This is a genomic window from Gemmatimonadaceae bacterium, assembly GCA_036003045.1.
GTDB lineage: Bacteria > Gemmatimonadota > Gemmatimonadetes > Gemmatimonadales > Gemmatimonadaceae > JAQBQB01.
The window spans coordinates 15839-34714 of the sequence record DASYSS010000088.1 but is presented as its reverse complement, the minus strand read 5'-3'; the positions used below and the strand labels follow the sequence as shown (position 1 = coordinate 34714).

Here is an 18876-nt window from a genome sequence, read left to right as displayed (position 1 = left end):
TGGAGCCGTCGTCCCGATCAATGAGCCACGATGCCTAACGTTTTCGAGGAGATCACCGCGATCAGCAGCGCCATCATCGGCGCGTCGCTCGTCACGCTGATCGTGCTCCTCATCATCGGCGCGGCCCGGGCCCGCACGGCGGGAAAACGGTTCGAGGAAAAGCTCCAGCAAGCGGTCGACGACCTGAAGCCCCTCCTCGACGACCTCAGGCCGCTTCTGTACGATCTGAGGCCGCTCGTCGAGCGGGGCAAGGCGATTTCCGAAGATGTGGCGTCGATCGCGCGCACCGTCCGCGAGAACGTCGACCAGGTCGGCGACACGGTCACCGCGGCCAACGACCGGGTGCGCGCCGCGCTCGAGGCGACCGAGGAACGGCTGGCCGAGTTCGACGCGCTCATTTCCGTCGTCCAGGGCGAGGCCGAGGACATCTTCGTGTCGACGGCCGCGGCGGTCCGCGGCGTTCGCGGCGGGGCCGCCTCACTCCGCCGGCGCCGTGGGACAAACCTTGCGTCGGTTGAGGCCGAGGATGACGCCGCGAACGACGAAAGTTCGGACAAGGAGGAGGGCGACGATGGTATCGATGAAAGACCTGAGAAAGAGTCCCCGGCTCCGCGACTTCGACCCCGTGCGCCTCGTCCGCGGGCGTCGTAGGCGCCAGGCCGAGGTCGTCGCCGCCGCCGTCATCGGGGCGGCGGTGGTAGCCGGCCTCGTCTACTTGGTGACCCAGCGGAGCGGGCGACGCGGCAGTTCTTTGGCGCCGACGATGCGCCGGCTGCGCCGCAACGTCGCCGACTATGTCGGCAGCGCGCGCGAGGCGATCGACGACGCCGTCGAATCAGAGCTCAAGGATCTGCGCCGGTCGATTCGGCGGCAGCGCAAGCGCTTTGGAGTCTGACGTGCCGAAATCCGCGCGTCGGACCCGTCGCGCGGGACGAGTGCCGACTTGCGTCTGGTTGGCGGTCGTGTTCCTCGTGGTGACCCCCGCCGTCGCGCACGCTTGGACTCCCGGTACGCACGTGTTCCTCGGCGACGCGGTGATTCGGTCGCTGCAGCTGCTTCCGCCCAGCGTCGCCGCGCTGCTGAGCGAGTTCCCGTACGACTTTTTGTACGGTTCGATCGCGGCGGACACGAGCATCGCGAAGAAGTACGCTCCGGCCGGCCGGCACTGCCACTCGTGGACCGTCGGGATGGAAATCTACGAGAGCGCCGCCGAGCCGCAGCTGCGCGCGTTCGGGCTTGGTTATCTGGCCCACCTCGCCGCGGACGCCGTCGCGCACAACTACTTCGTCCCGCGCCAGCTGGCGGTCACGTCGAGCACGTCGTCGCTCGGCCACTCGTATTGGGAGAGCCGCTTCGAGACCCACCTGGGGACCGAAGTCGCTCGCCGCGCGCGCGAGCTGATTCTGATCGACCACTCGCGCTCGGACGGGCTGCTCGACCGTGTGTTGAGTCCGACGATCTTCAGCACTCCGACCAACCGGCGGATCTTCCGCGGCATGGTCATCGTGGCCGACAACGAGTCCTGGCAGCGCATCTTCCAGCTGCTGCGGGAGAACAGCCGCTGGGATCTCGCGGACGACGACGTCGGCCGCTACCTGGGCCGCGCGTACGATTTCATCATCGACCTGCTGCTGCGGATGGATCGGGCGGAGCCGTACCAGCTCGATCCGTCCGGCGATGCCGCGCTGCGGATGGCGAAGCGAATCCGGCGGCGCGTCCTCCGCGTCGACGGCGAAGAGCGTCTGCACGACGAGGCCGAACGGCAATTCGGGCTGCCGGCCACGTCACTCGCCTTCGCGGCGAAGCTTGCCGCGCCGCTCTACGAGCCGGTGCGCGTCGCGAGCAACTGATTCACGCGCTTCGGGTCGGCACTGCCGCTCGACTTCTTCATCACGAATCCGACGAGCACGCCCTGCAGCCGCCGCTCTCCGCGAAGGAAGCGGCCGGCTTCGCCCGGATGCTCGGCGAAGACTTCGTCGATCCAGCGAACGAGCGCGTCGTCGTCGCTGACCTTGAGCAGCCCGTCGCGTTCGGCGATCGCGCGCGGTTCCCCTCCACGTTCGGCCATCACGCCGAAGATCTGCTTCGCCGCGGTGTGACTCACGACGCCGTCGCGCACGAGCGCGAGCAAGTCGCCAAGTCCCGCCGGCCGGACGAGTAGCTCGTCGATCGACTGCCCCGACGCCTTGAGCGAGGCGAGGACCTCGCCGAGCACCCAGTTCGCGGCCGTCTTTGCGTCGCCGCTCCGCGCCGCCAATTCGTCGAAATAGTCGCCGAGCGCGCGGCTGGAGGTGAGCACGCCGATGTCGTAGGCGGTGAGCGACGGAAACGACGTCATGAATCGCGCGGCCCGCGCCGCCGGCAGCTCGGGAAGCTCGCGGCGGATCCGCTCGATGCGGTCGCTCGTCACCACCAATGGCGGAAGGTCGGGATCGGGGAAATACCGGTAGTCATGACTTCCCTCTTTCGATCGCGCCGGCCGCACTTCTTCCATGGTCGCGTCCCAGAGCATCGTCTGCTGCTCGACGCGCCCGCCCGAATCCAATAGGTCGGCCTGGCGGCGCGCTTCGGCGTCGAGCGCGCGCACCACGGCCGAGAACGAATTCATGTTCTTGATCTCGGTCTTGGTGCCGAGGGCAGTGGCGCCGGGCAGCCGGATGCTGACGTTCGCGTCGACGCGCAGGCTTCCCTCCTCCATGCTCACGTCGCTCACGCCGGCGAATTCGAGGATCTGCTTGAGCGTCTTGAGATACGACTCGGCCTCCGACGCCGACCGGATTTGGGGCTCGCTCACGATTTCGGCGAGTGGAACGCCCGCGCGGTTGAGGTCGACGGCGGTGGCGGCGGTGAACCGGTCGTGGATCGACTTCCCCGCGTCTTCCTCCATGTGGAGACGCGTGACGCCGATGGCTCGCGGGGACGGGTCATCGCCGTGGCCGGGCAGCGTCACGCGCCCATTCGTCGCCAGCGGCCGATCGAATTGAGAGATCTGATATCCCTTCGGCAGGTCGGGATAGAAGTAGTTCTTTCGCGCGAACATCGAGACCGGATGAACCGTGCAGTCGAGCGCGAGCGCCGCGCGGATCGCCAACTCGACGGCGTGGTTGTTCAGCACCGGCAGCGCGCCCGGCAAACCCAGGCACACCGGACACGTGTGCTGGTTGGGCGGCGCGCCGAAGTCGGTGGAGCAGCCGCAGAAGATCTTCGTCGCCGTCTGGAGGTGGACGTGCACCTCGAGGCCGACGACCATCTCGTATCCCAGCCCCGTCGCCGCCGTCATCGGTGCGCCTCGCCGCCGAGCGACCGCTCGAGCGCGTAGGCGGCCGTGAGCATGAGCGCTTCGTCGAAATGGTTGGCGATCAACTGACCGCCCACCGGTAGGCCGCCGACTCGCCCGATCGGGAGCGACATCGCCGGAACGCCGGCGAGATTCGCCGTGCACGTGAAGATGTCGCTCAGGTACATCTCATACGGATCGCTCTTCGCGCCGATTGGAAACGCCGGAGTCGGCGTGGTCGGCGTGAAGAGCACGTGCACGCCCGAGCCGAATACGCTGGCGAAATCGCGCGCGATGAGCGTGCGGACCTGCTGCGCTTTCCGGTAGTACGCGTCGTAGTATCCCGCTGACAGAACATACGTACCGAGGAGAATGCGGCGCGTGACCTCGCGACCGAAGCCGCCCGACCGTGTCGCCTCGTACATCCCGCGCAAGCCGTCGCCGGTGAGTCTCAGTCCGTAACGAACGCCATCGAAGCGCGCGAGGTTCGACGACGCCTCGGCGGGCGCGACGATGTAATACACGGGAATCGCCAGCTCGGTGTACGGCAGCGAGACGTCGCGAATCTCGGCGCCGAGCGAGCGCAGACGTTCGAGAGCCTCGTCGCACTTCGCGCGCACCCCGTGGGCCAGATCCGCGGGGAAATACTCGCGCGGCCGGCCGACGACGAGGCCGTGCAGCGACGCGTCGCGGCCGCTTCGATAGTCGGCCACGACCTTGACCGTGCTGGTCGAGTCGTTCGGGTCGTGACCGGCGATGGCTCCGAGCGCCATCGCCGCGTCGTCCACGCGGCGCCCGAAGACTCCGACTTGGTCGAGCGACGACGCGAACGCGACGAGCCCGAAGCGGCTCACGCGGCCGTAGGTCGGCTTCACGCCGACCACGCCGCAGAACGCGGCGGGCTGCCTCACCGACCCGCCCGTTTCCGAGCCGAGCGCGATCGGGACGACGCCGGCGGCGACCGCCGCGGCCGATCCGCCGGACGATCCGCCGGGCACGCGATCGGGCGCCAGCGGATTGCGCGTCGGACCAAACGCGCTGTTTTCGGTGGACGAGCCCATCGCGAATTCGTCCATGTTCGACTTCGCGACGACGACGGCGCCGTGCGCGCGAAGGCGCGTCACAACGGTCGCCTCGAACGGGCTCACGTAGCCTTCGAGAATCCGCGATCCGCACGACGTCGGCAGCGTGAGCGTCGCGATGTTGTCCTTCACCACCACCGGAACGCCCGCCAGCGCGCCGACCGATCCTCCTTCCGAACGGGCCTCGGCGCAGCGCGTCTCCACCAGCGCGGCGTCGGTCAGCGCCGATTCACGGTCGAGATGCAACAGCGCGTTGAGACCCTCCTTGCCCGCTTTGACCGTCTCGGCGCGTTCGAGCGAACGGAGGATGGGGTCGACGGCCGAAAGTCCGACCTCAACCGATTCACGGAGCATCGCCGCCGAATCATGCTCGAGCGGGGGGAGGGTCACGTGTCGTCGTCTTCGTGCGTCGACAGTCGCGGCACGAGGAAGAAGCCGTCTCGCTCGTTGGGCGCGAAAGCGGCGATCGCTCTCGCCAGCGGAACGGAGGGCCCGGCGTCGGGCCGCAGCGGCGCATAGTCGACGCCGATCCCCGTGAGCGGCTCGACGCCGGTCGTTTCGACGCGCGACAAGACGCTCATGTGCTCGAGAATCGTGTTCAGCTCGGCGACCAGCGCGCGCGCTCGATCGTCGGACACGCCCAGGCGCGCCAGCGACGCGATGTGTCTGACGTCGTCGATCGTGACGGCCATGTCACTCGTCTCCGCGCTCGAGGTTGGCCTGCGCGATCACGAGCGTCTTGCGCCCGATGGCTTCATCGTCGAAGTCGATCTTCACCTTGGCGTCGCGCCCGACGCCGGAGAGCTCGGCGATCGTGCCCGTTCCGAATTTGCGATGGCGCACGCGCGCGCCCACGACGAAGACCGCGGCGTCTTGCGATTCGTCCTCGACGGAACGCCCCCGCCCTCCACCGAGCGAGACTGGTACGCCCGGCCTTCGCGAGGCGGCCGACTCGCGAGCGGGAAGATCGTCGTCCCACGACGACGACGACGCGCCGCGAGGAAACATTCCTCCGCCGGAGCGCCCGTATCCTCGGCCGCCGTACCCCGTCGCGCGGTCCGCGCCCGCGCGCATGAACGCGCGGCCCGAGCTGCGCACCTTGATCGTGCTGCGCGATTCGAGCATCGAGGTCGGAATGCCGTCGAGGAAGCCCGAGGGGCGCGCGCCCATCAACTCGCCGTTGCGCCGCCGCTCCTCGGCGTGTGTGAGATACAGCTTCCGCTCGGCGCGCGTGATCCCGACGTAGAACAACCGACGCTCTTCCTCGAGGAGCGATGGCTCCTCGTACGCCTTGGCGAGCGGAAAGAGCCCGTCCTCGAGGCCCGTGATGAAGACGATGGGGAACTCGAGGCCCTTGGCGTTGTGCAGCGTCATGAGCGTCACCGCCTCGCCGTCAGCCGCGAGCGCGTCGGAATCGGCGACGAGGCTCGCCCGCTGCAAAAAGTGGTCGAGCGGCCGCAGGCCGACCTCTCCCAATTCGTCGGCGACCAACTCGGCGGCGCCCGTGATCAATTCCCTCACGTTGTCGAGCCGCTCGGCCGACTCAGGCCCTTCGGCGCGCAAATAGTCGCCGTAGCGAATCGCGTCGACCAGCTCGCGCAGCAGCTCGTCGACCGCCGACTCCTGGGCGCGCTCGCGCAGCCCACCGATCAGGCGGACGAACTCGGCCAGCGCGATGCGAGCCGCCGGCCGCAGCGCCGAGGTGATGTCTTGGCGTTGCGCCCCCTCGAACATCGGAACAGCGACGAGTCGCGACGCTTCCGCGAGCTGGTCGATCGTCGTTTCACCGAGACCGCGCTTCGGCACGCCCACCGCGCGCCGGAAGGCTTCGTCGTCGGCCGGATTCGCGATGAGCTTGAGGTACGCCATGAGATCGCGAATCTCTCGTCGATCGTAAAAGCGAACGGCGCCGACGAGCCGGTAGGGCATCGCCTGCCGGCGCAACGCCTCTTCCAGCGCTCGACTCTGCGCATTGGTGCGATACAGCACGGCGACGTCGGCGTAGCCGGCCGGCGTCTGACCGGAGCGCCTCACGCCGATCTCGCTCACGACGAAATCGGCTTCGTCGCGCTCGTCGAGCGATCGCACGAGCGTGATCGGCTCGCCGCCGCCGCGCGTCGCGCGGAGCGTCTTGCCCATGCGCGCGGTGTTCGCGCTGATCACGACATTGGCGAGATCGAGAATCTGGGGCGTCGAGCGGTAGTTCTCCTCGAGCCGCACGACCGCCGCGCCGGCGAAGTCCTTGTTGAAGTCGAGGATGTTCCGGATGTCCGCGCCACGCCATCCGTAAATCGACTGATCGTCGTCGCCCACGACGCACACGTTGCCGTGTTGGCCGCCGAGCAGCTTGATCAACTCGTACTGCGCGCGGTTCGTATCCTGGTACTCGTCGACGAGGATGTACTTGAACTGGTCGCGATACCGCGAGAGGCGCTCCGAGTGGCGCTGGAGCATCCGCACCGGAAGCACGAGCAGATCGTCGAAATCGACGGCGTTGGCGAGCCGCAGCGCCTGGTCGAGACTCTTGAAGATCGGCGCGACCGCCTTGGAGAAGGGATCGAACGCCATCCGCTCGTACTCTGCCGGCTCGACGAGCGCGTTCTTCGCGTCGGAGATCGCCGAGTGCACCGCGCGCGGAGCGAACTGCTTGGGCGAAACACCGTGCCGTTCCATCAACCGCTTCACGACGCCGAGCGAATCGTCCTGGTCGTAGATGGTGTACGTCGGCGTTCGGTCCACGAGATGCGCCGACGCACGCAGCATCCGTGCGCCGATCGCGTGAAAGGTCCCCGCCCACATGCCGGCCGGCTCGCTCCCGAGAAGTCGACCGATGCGGTCGCGCATTTCGCCGGCAGCCTTGTTCGTGAACGTGACGGCCAGGATGTTCCGGGCGTTCACACCTTCCACGTCGATCAGCCGCGCGATGCGCGTCGTGAGAACGCGCGTTTTCCCCGATCCGGCGCCCGCGAGCACCAGGAGGGGACCATTCACATGGAGCACAGCCTCGCGCTGCGCCGGGTTGAGGCCCGCCGTCAACCGCTCGTCCAGCATCGTCTGCATCAGTGAAGAATAATCTCGAAGGTGGCGCCGCCCCGGATGCCGGCCGCGCCGATGCTGCCCGGCGCCTCCGACGGCGCGAGCTGCAGGATGCCGTTGTGGTTCTCCTCGACGATTCGCCGGGCCAGTGAGAGCCCGATGCCCCACCCGCTCTGCTTCGTCGAAAAGCCGGGCTCGAAGACGCGCGAGCGCAGCTCGCGCGGCACGCCCGGCCCATCGTCGGCCACGCGAATCACGACGCCCTCCGTGCCGGAGTGCGCGGCCGTCAACCGCACGCGTCCTCCACGGCCGGCGAGCGCGTCGATGGCGTTCTTGGCCAAGACCTCGATCGCCCACTCGAGGAGCACGGGATCGCCCTTCACCTTCGGAAGGCCCGGCTCCTCGTCGTGCTCGACGATGATCGTGTTGGCGAGCGTCGGCACGCGCGCCTGGAAGTATCGGGCGACGCGCACGACGAGCGCGCCGGCGTTGACGTCGTCGAACTTCGGTTCACGCCCGATTCGCTCGAAGCGATGCGCAACGCGGTCCAGCCGGTCCAGGTCGGCGCGCATGTGCCGCGCGGCGGCGGCCGACGACTCGTCGTGCGCGCGCTCCTCCATCAGCTCGATCCATCCGGCCAGACTCGATAGCGGGGTTCCCAGTTGATGGGCGGACTCGCGCGCCATGCCCGCCCAAAGCCGCTCGCGCGCGGCGTCGCCGCGGGTCCGCACGATGTAGACCCACGCCAAGAGCAGAATGGCGGCCATGCTCGCCTGCAGTGCCGGGACGATGCGAAGCCAGCGCACCACCGCCGGATCGCCGTAGTAGACTTTTCCAATGAGCGGATCCACAATCGGCTCGTGTTCCGCTTGGAGCACGGCGACGTACTCGCGAATGCGCGGATCGGTGTCGGGCAGCGAGTGCGTGGGATCGAACGGCAAGTTGGCGTGCCCGGCGACGACGCCGCTCGGGTCGGTCACGACGAGCGGCACGCCCTGCGCCTGAATGCTCTTCGACAGATCGACGAGCGCCGCGTCCATCGCGCCGGGCGAGCTGTCGGCGAACGCGCGAAACACGCGCGCGTACATCTCGGTCGACCGCCGCGCGTCGCCGCGCAGGTCGACGATCACACGCTGCGTGTACCAGACGTACGACCCCAGCAGTACCAGAAACAGCGTGGCGACCAGCATCTCGGATTTGCTGCGCCGCATAATGGGAGGGGACGGACGGTCAGCCGATCTTGTCGACGCCGAGATACGGGCGCAACGCGTCCGGAACGGTGACCGTTCCGTCGGCGTTCTGGTGATGCTCCAACAAACAGGCGATCGTGCGCGGAAACGCCAGCCCCGATCCGTTCAGCGTGTGTACGAATCGAGGCTTCTCACCCTTGGCCGGGCGATAGCGAATGTTGGCGCGACGCGCCTGAAAGTCGGTGAACGTGCTGCACGACGACACTTCCAGCCAGGCGCCGACGCCCGGCGCCCAGCACTCCAGGTCGTACGTCATCGCCGAGCTGAAGCCGGTGTCGCCGGCGGCGAGCAGCTTCCGGCGGTGCGGCAGCTCGAGACGCTCGAGCATCGTTTCGGCATGACGCGTCAGGAGCTCGAGCTGCTCGGCCGACGTCTCCGGCGTCGCGTAGCGCACGAGCTCCACCTTGTCGAATTCGTGCGTGCGCAGAATGCCGCGCGTGTCCTTGCCCGCCGACCCGGCCTCGCGGCGAAAACACTTGCTGTACGCGACGAACGCCATCGGCATCGCGTCGAACTCGATGATCTCGTCCCGGTACAGATTCGTGACCGGGACTTCGGCCGTGGGGATGAGAAAGAGGTCGTCGCCGCGAGTGCCGTACGCGTCGTCCTCGAACTTGGGCAGCTGGCCCGTGCCGGTCATCGTCGCGCGATTGACGAGGAGCGGCGGCCACACCTCTTCGTAGCCGTGCTGTTCGCGATGCGTGTCCATGAACATCGCGATCAACGACCGGATGAGTCTCGCCCCCATGCCGCGATAGAAAACGAACCCGGAGCCGGAAACCTTCCCCGCCCGCTCGAGATCGATCATCCCGAGCGACGCGCCGATCTCCCAATGCGGCTTGACGCCGTCGCGCTCGCGGGGCGAGCCCCACTCGCGAACGACGACGTTGTGCGTCTCGTCGCCGTCCGGAACCGCCGGAAGCGTGACGTTTGGAATCTCGAGCAGCGTTCGGTCGAGCGCCTGCTGCGCCGCGCCCAACTCGTGCTCGAGCCTCGTGATCTCGTCGCCAAGGGCACGTCCCTGCGCGATCAAATCGTCGGCGTCTTCCCGCGCGCGCTTTCGCCGAGCGACTTCCTGCGAGTTGGCGTTGCGCGCTGCCTTCCGCTCTTCGACCGCCTGGATCAACGTCCGGCGGTCACGCTCGAGTTGGACGCCGCGATCGATGACGGGCTCCAGGCCGTCGAGCGCGCCGCGGCGCCGGAGCCCATCGCGCAGCAGATCGACCTGCTCGCGGAGCATCCGCGCGTCGTGCATGCGTCAGGTCTTCGGGATGCCGTCGGCGAACGACACAAAACCGCAGTTGGGATCGACGGTGAACATGACCTTCATCGACCGCGTGGTGAGATCGACCGCGGTGACGATGATCTTCGCGTACAGGTTCTGGCCGGTGATCGCGAGGCCGCAGGTCGTGAGGTCGTTCGACTGCGCGAGGACCGTCACGTTCGACGCACCGATCAGCGTGGTGTCGGCGCGATATCCGTTCTTCGGCGCTTGGAACACGTTCGTGAAAGAAGTCCCCGAGACCTGGAGACCGACCGCGTGGGTCGGCGCGAGACCAGAGGCGATCGTGCGCAACGGCAAGAACAGCACGTGCCCCGCCGAATCGATGTCGAACGCGACGTCGAAGAGAAAGGTCGACGACGCGGGCACCAACTGGCCGGTCGAGATCTGCAGCGCCGTCGGCGCACCGAGCGGCGCACCATTGATCGCGTAAACCACGCCGCTGTCGGTGAGCGTCGGAAGCGACGCCGGAACACCGGTGAGGTCGCCGCACGAGATGGCGGTGATGGCGGCGGCGAACGTCGCCAACGCGAAAAACGGAGCCGGAACCGGCGAGAAACGACGAGTCATCATAGGGGGATTCGTGCGAAGGATACGGACGAGTTGAGGATTGTTCAAGCGATTGGGGCCGCTTGACTTCGACCACTTCGATCTCTAGCTTCGCCACCACTTCGGGGGGAAGCGCGAACGACGGAATGCCGAGCATTCGTGATCTGGTCGCTGCCATCCGGCAGCGTGAAGGAGTCGACGCCGCCGTCGTCCTCGGACGCGACGGTTTGTTGATCGACGGCCAGCTCACCGAGGGGCTCGACGCCGACGACATCGCCGCCCGAATTCCCGCCATCCTGAGCTCCGCGGACGAGCTCGGCGTCGCCGCCAACCGTGGCGAGCTGGTGACGGCGGTGCTGGAGCACCGCCAAGGCATCGCGATCGTATCGGTGCTGACGGCCGATGCCGTGCTTCTCGTGCTCATGTCGCCCGGCGCCGCCGTCGGGCAAATGCTGCTCGAGATTCGCCGCAACCGCGAACGCATCGCCGCTCTCGTCTAAGCACACCGAGTCGCCGTGTCCAACTCGCCTCCGTGCCACGTACTCGTCGCCGACGACGAACCGCACATCGGCCGCATCATCAAGATGAAACTCGAGCAGGGACCGTTTCGGGTCACTTTGGCGTACGACGGGCGCGAGGCGCTCGAGACGCTGGAGCGCGAAACGGACATCTGCCTCGTCATGCTCGACCTCATGATGCCCCACCTGAGCGGCCTCGATGTGCTGGCCGCGATGCGCCGCGACGCGCGGTGGCAAAAAGTCCCGTGCATCATCCTGACGGCGGCCGGCCAGGAACAGCAGCACACGAGCGCCATGGCGCTCGGCGCGAACGACTTCCTGACCAAGCCGTTCAGTCCCAAAAAGCTCTACGCGAGAGCGGCTGAATTGGTCGGCCTCGCGGTCGACGATTCGAACGTGGACGCCCCCCCAGGATGAGCCGCTGGGCGGTGGTTCTGGCCGGCGGGGTCGGGTCGCGATTCTGGCCGTTGTCCACGCCGTCGCGCCCGAAACAATTGTTGCCACTCGTTTCCTCGCAGCCGCTCCTCGCGGACACGGCGGCGCGGCTACGTCCAATCGTGTCATCGGATCGAACGCTGATACTCACGAGTGAGACGTTGGTGCCAAGCGTGGCCGCCCTCCTTCCGGACGTGCCGGCGTCCAACATCCTGGCGGAGCCCCGCCCCGCCGGGACCGCGGCGGCCCTCACGTGGGCCGCGCAGGAGATCGCGCGCCGCGACGGTCCGGCCGCCGTCATGATGTCCGTGCATGCCGATTGGGCCGTGGCCGACGCCGCCGGCTTCCAGCACGCGCTGACGCTCGCCGCCCAGACCGCGGAACGGCACCACGCCCTGGTGACGGTCGGCGTCGTTCCGACCCGCGCGGATCCGGGGTTCGGGTACATCCACCCGGGCGAAGCGCTCGACGGCGAGACCAGTGGCGCACGCCGCGTCGCGCGGTTCGTCGAGAAGCCCGACCGGGCGCGCGCCGAACAGATGCGCCGCGACGGATATCTCTGGAACTCCGGCATCTTCGTGTGGCGCGTCGGCGATTTTCTCGACGACGTGCGGCGCTTCACGCCGGAAGTCTCGCGCGCGCTCCACGCCAATTCTGACGACATGCTCGGCTTCTTCGGCGCGGTCACGCCGATTTCCGTCGACGTCGGAGTGCTCGAGCGGAGCGACCGGGTCGTGGTGCTCGCGGGCGATTTCGGTTGGGACGACGTCGGGACGTGGGGTGCGCTGCGCCGCGTGCGCCGAACGGATGCCGCCGGCAACACGGCAAGCGGACGGCTCTACGCGATCGACTCGCGAGACAATGTCGTGCACGCACCCAGCGCCACCGTGGTCATGTATGGGGTGTCGAACCTCGTCGTGGTCATGGAGAACGACATGCTGCTCGTCACCACCACGGAACGGTCATCCGATTTGAAAACGCTCATGGACGCCCTCCCGCGCGGCGTCCGGGAACGTCCGTGAGCGCCGTCTACCTCTACGACGACGCGGCGGCCAGGCGCTTCGAGCCGTTCGCCAGCACGCGTCCCGTTTCGGAGCTCGTCGCCGGCGTGTCGCTCATCCGCGAGCGATGGCGCCACGCCATGCAGCCGAGCGACGGCCTGTTTTTTCTCGCCGGAGAGCGGCACGCGGACTTCGACGAGCCGGGCGCGGTCGGGGCGAGCGGCGTGATTCCGGCGGGCTCGATCATCGTCAACAGCCGCTGCGTTCCCCAGCTGCCCGCGGACCCGCAATCGGTGCCGCGGCGCGTCGCGCCCGTTACGATGTGGCGATGCGGAAACCAAATGGCGGCGATGCGCCTGCGCGAGCCGATGGATCCGCTCGAATTCGCCGACGGCACGCTGAGCCTCGACGAGATCGCGGCGGGCACGGGCGCGATCGCCGAGGTGCACGGCTGGTGGCTGGAGGACGTCTGGGATTTGATTCGCCTGCTGCAGGAACAGCTGACGCACGACATTCCGATCGCCACGCGCGGGATGTCGGGGTCGTTGCCCCGGCACGCGACCATTCTCGGCGATCAGCCGCTGTTCGTCTCGCAGGACGCCGTCGTCGAGCCGCACGTGGTGCTCGACGCGACCGCCGGGCCGATCATGGTGTGCGAGGGATCGCACGTCCGGGCCTTCACGCGGATCTCGGGGCCCTGCTACATCGGCCGGCACGTCACGGTGCTCGGCGGCGACGTGACGGGGAGCTCGGTCGGCGACTGGTCGAAGGTGCGCGGCGAGCTGAGTACGAGCATCGTCGTCGGCCACTCGAACAAGGGACACGACGGCTTCGTCGGGCATTCGTACCTTGGCCGCTGGGTCAACATCGGCGCGGGGACGATCACGAGCAATTTGAAGAACACGTACGGCCCCGTCGCGATGTGGACGCCCGACGGCGTGCGCGACACGGGGATGCAGTTCCTCGGCACGATGTTCGGCGACCACGTGAAGACCGGAATCGGGCTGCGGCTGACGACGGGAACGGTGATCGGCGCCGGGTCGAACGTGTACGGCGCGATGCCGCCCAAGGTCGTGGCGCCCTTTTCGTGGGGCGACGCGTGGCCGTACAAGCTCCACCAGGCCGACAAGTTCATCGAGAGCGCGACGCGCATGATGGCGCGGCGATCGATTACGTTGAGCGATCGCGGGCGGCGGCATCTCGCCGCGACGCACGCCAGCCGGTGGGTCCTCGAGGACGGGGAGCGCTAATCGTGAAGCTGTGGATGCTCGGGAGCGGCAGTCGGGGGAACGCGATTCTCGTGGAGTGCGACGGATCGCGGATCCTGATCGACTGCGGCTACGGCACTCGCACGCTCACGGGGCGGCTCAAGACGATCGGGGTGAAGCCCGATTCGATCGACGCGTGCCTCGTGACGCACGAGCATTCGGACCATGTGCACGGCGCGAAGTCGGCGATGAAGCGCTGGGGTTGGGAGATGTATGCGACTCCGGCGACGGCACGCGCGGCGAAGCTCAGCGGGTCGCATCTCAATCGCTTCGCCGCGGGAACGACGCTGCATTTCCCGACGATGACCGTGTCGACGACGCCGACGCCGCACGACGCGCGCGAGTCGGTGGGGTTCGTGGTGACGAGCAAGTCGACGGGCGCCCGCGCCGGGTTGTTCTATGACTTTGGCTACGTGACGCGGGCGATCGCGCGAGCGTGTGCCTCGCTCGACATCCTCGTGCTCGAGTCGAACCACGACGCCGACATGCTGCGCGACGGTCCGTACCCGGCGTTTCTGCAGGCGAGGATCGCGTCTCGCGTCGGGCATCTCAGCAACCTCGCCGCAGCCGCGTTCGCTCGCGAAGCGGTGACGCGCGAAACGAATCACCTCGTGCTCGCGCACCTGAGCGAGAAGTGCAACACGCCACGGGTTGCGCTGACGAACATGCGCACCGCGCTGGCGAAGTCGCGATTCCGCGGAACGCTGACGGCGGCGAAGCAGGACGCGGTCGTCGGGCCGTTCACGCCCGGTACCGCGCGCGCCGAAAAGCCGGTTCAGTACACGCTGTTCGCCTGACGCCGACTCCACGGCTGGCGGGAGTCGCCCGGGGGTGCCCTATTGATGGGGTCGCACTTCGCGGTTTGCAGACACGCCCCCCATCTCCGCCCAGAGGGTCTATGCGCAACACTCGCTTGCTGATCGCAGCCATCTCACTCGTCGCCTGTGCGAAGTCCGAGTCGGCGAAAACCGATTCCGCGGCGGCCATGTCGGCCGCTCCCGCCGCGCCGGCAGCCGTCACCGCGGCCGACATGGCCAGCACGGTGAACGGCAAAGTCATGGCGCAGGGTTCCGACTCGGTGTTGTCGACCTTCACCTGTTCCCCGGGTACGGCCGCCAACACCACGCGGTGTGTGGACCCGGCCGCGCCGAAAGACACGGTGAACTACACCTACACGCTGACCGGCGCCGACAGCGTGATGTTCGAGTCCGCGCCGTTCACGCCGCCGACCCCGCCCAAGAGCCCGAAGCTGATCAATCACGTCGTCGGGCACCTGGCGGGCAACCAATGGACGGGGACGACCGTGTCGGTCCTGGCGGCGAAGCCGGATTCCGTCGTGCAGCGCACGCGGTGGACGGCAACCAAGGCGCAGTGAAGCCGTTGCCGTGCGCCGGAAAACAAAAACGGGCCGCCTTTCGGCGGCCCGTTCTCGTCGGTCCGAGCTCGCGGCTCTTAGTACATCCCGCCCATGCCGCCCGGACCAGCCGGCGCCGCGGGCTTCTCTTCCTTCCTCTCGACGATGAGCGCTTCGGTCGTGAGGAGCAGACCGGCGATCGACGCCGCGTTCTGCAGCGCCGTGCGCGTCACCTTCGTCGGATCGATCACGCCCGCCTGCACGAGGTTCTCGTACGTGTCGGTGAGCGCGTTGTAGCCGAACGCGTCGTCCTTCGAACCGCGAACCTTCTCGACGACGATCGAGCCTTCACCACCCGCGTTCTGCACGATCATGCGGATCGGCTCCTCGATCGCGCGGCGGATGATGTCGACGCCGATCTGCTCGTCGGCCTCGCCGAGCTTGAGGGTCTTGAGCGCGCGTTGTGCGCGAATGAACGCCACGCCGCCGCCCGGGACGATGCCTTCCTCGGCCGCGGCGCGGGTCGCGTGGAGCGCGTCCTCGACGCGGGCCTTCTTTTCCTTCATCTCGGCTTCGGTCGCCGCGCCGACGTTGATCACCGCGACACCGCCGGCGAGCTTCGCCAGACGCTCCTGGAGCTTCTCCTTGTCGTAGTCGCTCGTCGAGGCGTCGATCGCGACACGGATTTCCTTGATGCGGCCCTGGATCTTGTCGTCCGATCCGGCACCGTCGATGATCGTCGTGTTGTCTTTGTCGACCACGACGCGCTTGGCGCGGCCCAAGTCCGTGACGACCGCGTTCTCGAGCTTGAAGCCGACTTCCTCGCTGATGACCTGCCCGTTGGTCAGGACCGCGATGTCCTGCAGCATCGCCTTGCGGCGATCGCCGAAGCCCGGGGCCTTCACGGCCGCCACCTTGAGCGTGCCGCGGAGCTTGTTCACGACGAGCGTCGCGAGCGCTTCACCTTCGACGTCTTCAGCGATGATGAGCAGCGGACGTCCTTGCTGGGCGACCTTCTCCAGCACCGGCAGGAGGTCCTTCATCGACGAGACCTTCTTGTCGTGGATCAGGATGAGCGCGTCCTCGAGGACCGCTTCCATCTTTTCCGGATCGGTGACGAAGTAGGGCGAGACGTAGCCGCGGTCGAACTGCATGCCCTCGACCGTCTCGAGCGTCGTCTCGAGGCCCTTCGCCTCTTCGACGGTGATGACGCCGTCCTTGCCGACCTTGTCGAACGCGTCGGCGATCAGGTCGCCGATCTCGGCATCGTTGTTCGCCGAAATGGCGCCGACCTGGGCGATCTCTTTCTTGCCCGAGGTGGGGACGCTGATCTTCTTGAGTTCGGCGACGACCGCGGCGACGGCCTGGTCGATGCCGCGCTTGATGGCCATCGGGTTCGAGCCGGCGGTGACGTTCTTGAGGCCTTCGCGGAAGATCGCCTGCGCGAGCACGGTGGCGGTGGTGGTGCCGTCGCCGGCGTTGTCGCTCGTCTTGGTGGCGACTTCCTTGACCATCTGCGCGCCCATGTTCTCGAGCGGATCGTTCAGCTCGATTTCCTTGGCGACGGTGACGCCGTCCTTGGTGACCGTGGGGGCGCCGAATTTCTTGTCGATGACGACGTTCCGGCCCTTCGGACCGAGGGTGACCTTCACGGCCTCGGCCAGCTGATCGACCCCACGCTTGAGTGCAGCGCGCGCGTCGACGTTGAAATGGAGTTCTTTGGCTGCCATGGCGAAATCTCTAGAGTGAGTTGTCTAAATCAAACGACGTGAATTTCAGTAACGGGCCGGAGTGTCAGGACAGCACCGCGAGGACGTCCGACTCGCGGAGAATGAGATACTGCTCGTTGTCGATCGTGACCTCGGTGCCGCTGTACTTTCCGTACAGGACCTTGTCGCCGACCTTGACGTCCATCGGGACGCGCTTGTCCTTCTCGAACCGCCCGGGGCCGACGGCGACGATCTCGCCCTGCTGCGGCTTCTCCTTGGCCGTATCCGGGATGTACAGACCGCCCCGCATCTGCTCCGTCTCCTCGAGCGCGCGAATGACGACGCGGTCGGCCAACGGGTTGACCTTGACGCTGGTCTTGGTGGCCATACTGGGTGCTCCTCCTTGCTCTGGCTGCGATGACGTGAAGGCAAAATGGACTTAGCACTCGACATCGGAGAGTGCTAACAGCCTCCAAGTCTAGGGAGGTCCAGGAACGGAGTCAAGCGCGCGACTGTGACGCACTGACACCGTAACCCATTCGTGACAAACGGGTTAGACCCGCTTTTCGCTCTCCGAGAGTAGCCCGTACGCGAGCGCCAGTCCGTGTAGCGTGAGGTGCGGCTCGACGCGATCGAAGGATTTGCACAGCTCCGCCATCGTCGTCGCGAATCCGCCGGTCGCGATCACCGTCGGCACGCTGGGTCTCGGCCACTCACGCTTGATCCGCTCGACGACGCCGTCGATCGCGTCTGCGCCGCCGAACATCACGCCGGCACGAATGCACTCCTCCGTGCGACGCCCGATCACGCGCCGCGGAATCGACAGCTCGGTGGCAGGCAGCTTCGACGTCCGCCGAGTGAGCGTCTCGGACGACGTCATGATCCCAGGGGCGATCACCCCGCCCAGAAAAACGCCGTCCGACGTAATGCAATCGAACGTCGTCGCGGTGCCGAGGTCCACGACGATCGCGTCGTGGTCATAGAGGCGGCTCGCGGCGAGCGTGTTGATCAGGCGATCCGCGCCGACGGTGAGCGGCTCGTCGACGTCGAGCTTGATCGGCAGGGGAGACGACGCGTCGACGATGAGCGGCGCGGCGACCGTGAAGTATTCCTGGCATCCTTGGGCGAGCGGGCCCGTGACGCGCGGCACGACGGAGCCGATCGCCACGCCGTCCACGTTGGCGGGGTTGAATTCGCTCGCCGAAAGCAGTGAACGAAGGAGGACGCCGAATTCGTCCGGCGTGCGCGGAACCTCGGTCATGATCCGCCAATGCGCGCGCAACTCCGTCGCCTGGAAGAGCCCGATCGTGAGTTCGGTGTTGCCGACGTCGAAGACGAGAATCACGTCGCCTCCTCCTGAAGTACCAGGGATCCGGCGCGCACCGCCGCGACGCGCGACCCCGTGTTGATGAGCAGCGCGCCGGTGCGGTCGATGCCGGCGACGCGCCCGGCGACCGGTTCGACGCACCCGTGCCCCGCGGCGTAATCGCGCGCCGCGAACTCGGCGAGCTCCGAGTCGGTGAGGTGCCCGAGGGCCGCCGCCGCGTCGCGAAGCTGCGGCACGACCGCCCGCAGGACGTCGAGGCGCGTCGTTCCCGCCGCCAAGCCGATGGCGCGTGGCTCGGCGCTCGGCGCGACGACGTTGATGCCGACGCCGACCGCGACCCATTCGATCGCACCGTCGCGCCAGCGCGCCTCGGCGAGCACGCCGGCGAGCTTGCGGTCGCCGATGTAGACGTCGTTCGGCCACTTGAGGCGCACCGGATCGGTCGTGAATCGCTCGAGCGCGCGCGCCAGACCCAGACCAACTCGCAGCGACAACACGTCGGCCGACGCCGGATCGCTCGGACGCTCGATGAGGGTGAGCCACACACCGGCGCCGGGGTTGGACGTCCACGCGCGCCCGTGACGGCCCCGCCCACTCGTCTGCTCGTGGGCCAGGACCAGTGTGCCCGCCGGCGCGTCGGCCGACGCCAGCTCGTGCGCGACGTCTTGCGTCGACGTCACGGTTCCGAGCAGCTCGATGCGCGGCACGCCCAGCAGCGCCGCGACGACGGCGGCTGAAGCACCGTCGTACAGGACGACTCCGCCAGCGTCGGCGTTCGTCATGATCGT

Annotated in this window: 20 protein-coding genes; 9 read left to right on the top strand and 11 right to left on the bottom strand. The window is 67.6% G+C overall.

All coding sequences use genetic code 11. From position 1 onward, the window contains the following. Positions 1-30 precede the first annotated feature (30 nt). From VGQ44_19870 to VGQ44_19860, 3 genes are read left to right on the top strand one after another with little or no spacing between them, the layout of a single operon-like run. The gene (locus VGQ44_19870) at positions 31-651 is read left to right on the top strand and encodes a hypothetical protein (GenBank protein ID HEV8449100.1); all 621 of its coding nucleotides are present in this window, start codon (positions 31-33) and stop codon (positions 649-651) included. Continuing rightward, positions 626-895 carry a hypothetical protein gene (locus tag VGQ44_19865; GenBank protein ID HEV8449099.1) on the top strand — a complete coding sequence of 90 codons (270 nt, stop codon included), beginning with the start codon at positions 626-628 and terminating at the stop codon, positions 893-895. Before VGQ44_19870 ends, VGQ44_19865 begins: the two co-directional genes overlap by 26 nt. A gap of 40 nt (positions 896-935) precedes the next feature. Further along, the gene (locus VGQ44_19860) at positions 936-1850 is read left to right on the top strand and encodes a zinc dependent phospholipase C family protein (GenBank protein HEV8449098.1); all 915 of its coding nucleotides are present in this window, start codon (positions 936-938) and stop codon (positions 1848-1850) included. On the opposite strand, the gene gatB is transcribed toward VGQ44_19860, so the two are convergent. Genes gatB through VGQ44_19825 form a run of 7 tightly spaced genes read right to left on the bottom strand, consistent with a single transcriptional unit; the run spans position 1820 to position 10500 of the window. Continuing rightward, entirely contained in the window at positions 1820-3280 is a 1461-nt protein-coding gene (gatB, locus tag VGQ44_19855; protein HEV8449097.1) for an Asp-tRNA(Asn)/Glu-tRNA(Gln) amidotransferase subunit GatB, read from the bottom strand. The two genes, VGQ44_19860 and gatB, sit on opposite strands and share 31 nt — an antisense overlap. Then, positions 3277-4749, bottom strand: coding sequence for an Asp-tRNA(Asn)/Glu-tRNA(Gln) amidotransferase subunit GatA (gene gatA, locus VGQ44_19850; GenBank protein HEV8449096.1), 1473 nt, complete (start codon positions 4747-4749; stop codon positions 3277-3279). Before gatA ends, gatB begins: the two co-directional genes overlap by 4 nt. Further along, the gene (gene gatC, locus VGQ44_19845) at positions 4746-5051 is read right to left on the bottom strand and encodes an Asp-tRNA(Asn)/Glu-tRNA(Gln) amidotransferase subunit GatC (protein ID HEV8449095.1); all 306 of its coding nucleotides are present in this window, start codon (positions 5049-5051) and stop codon (positions 4746-4748) included. Before gatC ends, gatA begins: the two co-directional genes overlap by 4 nt. A 1-nt stretch (position 5052) precedes the next feature. Beyond that, entirely contained in the window at positions 5053-7419 is a 2367-nt protein-coding gene (locus VGQ44_19840; GenBank protein HEV8449094.1) for a UvrD-helicase domain-containing protein, read from the bottom strand. Beyond that, positions 7419-8606 carry a HAMP domain-containing sensor histidine kinase gene (locus VGQ44_19835; GenBank protein ID HEV8449093.1) on the bottom strand — a complete coding sequence of 396 codons (1188 nt, stop codon included), beginning with the start codon at positions 8604-8606 and terminating at the stop codon, positions 7419-7421. The genes VGQ44_19840 and VGQ44_19835 overlap by 1 nt, the downstream gene beginning before the upstream one ends. A gap of 19 nt (positions 8607-8625) precedes the next feature. Continuing rightward, on the bottom strand, positions 8626-9900 hold the full coding sequence (gene serS / locus VGQ44_19830; protein ID HEV8449092.1) for a serine--tRNA ligase: 1275 nt from the start codon (positions 9898-9900) through the stop codon (positions 8626-8628). A gap of 3 nt (positions 9901-9903) precedes the next feature. Then, positions 9904-10500: a hypothetical protein gene (locus VGQ44_19825; GenBank protein ID HEV8449091.1), complete on the bottom strand. Its 597-nt coding sequence runs from the start codon at positions 10498-10500 to the stop codon at positions 9904-9906. Between the two features lie 122 nt (positions 10501-10622). Here VGQ44_19825 and VGQ44_19820 point away from each other — a divergent pair, with 122 nt between their 5' ends. From VGQ44_19820 to VGQ44_19795, 6 genes are all read left to right on the top strand, one after another. Beyond that, entirely contained in the window at positions 10623-10976 is a 354-nt protein-coding gene (locus VGQ44_19820) for a roadblock/LC7 domain-containing protein (GenBank protein HEV8449090.1), read from the top strand. Positions 10977-10991: 15 nt separating this feature from the next. After that, positions 10992-11411 (top strand): response regulator transcription factor, encoded by a 420-nt coding sequence (locus VGQ44_19815; protein ID HEV8449089.1) that lies wholly within the window; start codon positions 10992-10994, stop codon positions 11409-11411. Further along, positions 11408-12451: a mannose-1-phosphate guanylyltransferase gene (locus tag VGQ44_19810; GenBank protein ID HEV8449088.1), complete on the top strand. Its 1044-nt coding sequence runs from the start codon at positions 11408-11410 to the stop codon at positions 12449-12451. The genes VGQ44_19815 and VGQ44_19810 overlap by 4 nt, the downstream gene beginning before the upstream one ends. After that, entirely contained in the window at positions 12448-13680 is a 1233-nt protein-coding gene (locus VGQ44_19805) for a putative sugar nucleotidyl transferase (protein ID HEV8449087.1), read from the top strand. The genes VGQ44_19810 and VGQ44_19805 overlap by 4 nt, the downstream gene beginning before the upstream one ends. Before the next feature lie 2 nt (positions 13681-13682). Further along, on the top strand, positions 13683-14495 hold the full coding sequence (locus VGQ44_19800; protein ID HEV8449086.1) for an MBL fold metallo-hydrolase: 813 nt from the start codon (positions 13683-13685) through the stop codon (positions 14493-14495). A gap of 101 nt (positions 14496-14596) precedes the next feature. Continuing rightward, positions 14597-15073 carry a hypothetical protein gene (locus tag VGQ44_19795; GenBank protein ID HEV8449085.1) on the top strand — a complete coding sequence of 159 codons (477 nt, stop codon included), beginning with the start codon at positions 14597-14599 and terminating at the stop codon, positions 15071-15073. Between the two features lie 77 nt (positions 15074-15150). On the opposite strand, the gene groL is transcribed toward VGQ44_19795, so the two are convergent. From groL to VGQ44_19775, 4 genes are all read right to left on the bottom strand, one after another. Beyond that, positions 15151-16782, bottom strand: coding sequence for a chaperonin GroEL (groL, locus tag VGQ44_19790; protein ID HEV8449084.1), 1632 nt, complete (start codon positions 16780-16782; stop codon positions 15151-15153). Positions 16783-16846: 64 nt separating this feature from the next. Continuing rightward, positions 16847-17149: a co-chaperone GroES gene (locus VGQ44_19785; GenBank protein HEV8449083.1), complete on the bottom strand. Its 303-nt coding sequence runs from the start codon at positions 17147-17149 to the stop codon at positions 16847-16849. 165 nt (positions 17150-17314) lie between these two features. Continuing rightward, a complete protein-coding gene (locus VGQ44_19780) occupies positions 17315-18106 on the bottom strand; it encodes a type III pantothenate kinase (GenBank protein HEV8449082.1) in 792 nt (263 codons plus the stop codon). Further along, complete coding sequence (locus VGQ44_19775; protein ID HEV8449081.1) at positions 18103-18870, bottom strand: biotin--[acetyl-CoA-carboxylase] ligase; 768 nt, start codon at positions 18868-18870, stop codon at positions 18103-18105. The genes VGQ44_19780 and VGQ44_19775 overlap by 4 nt, the downstream gene beginning before the upstream one ends. Positions 18871-18876 lie beyond the last annotated feature (6 nt).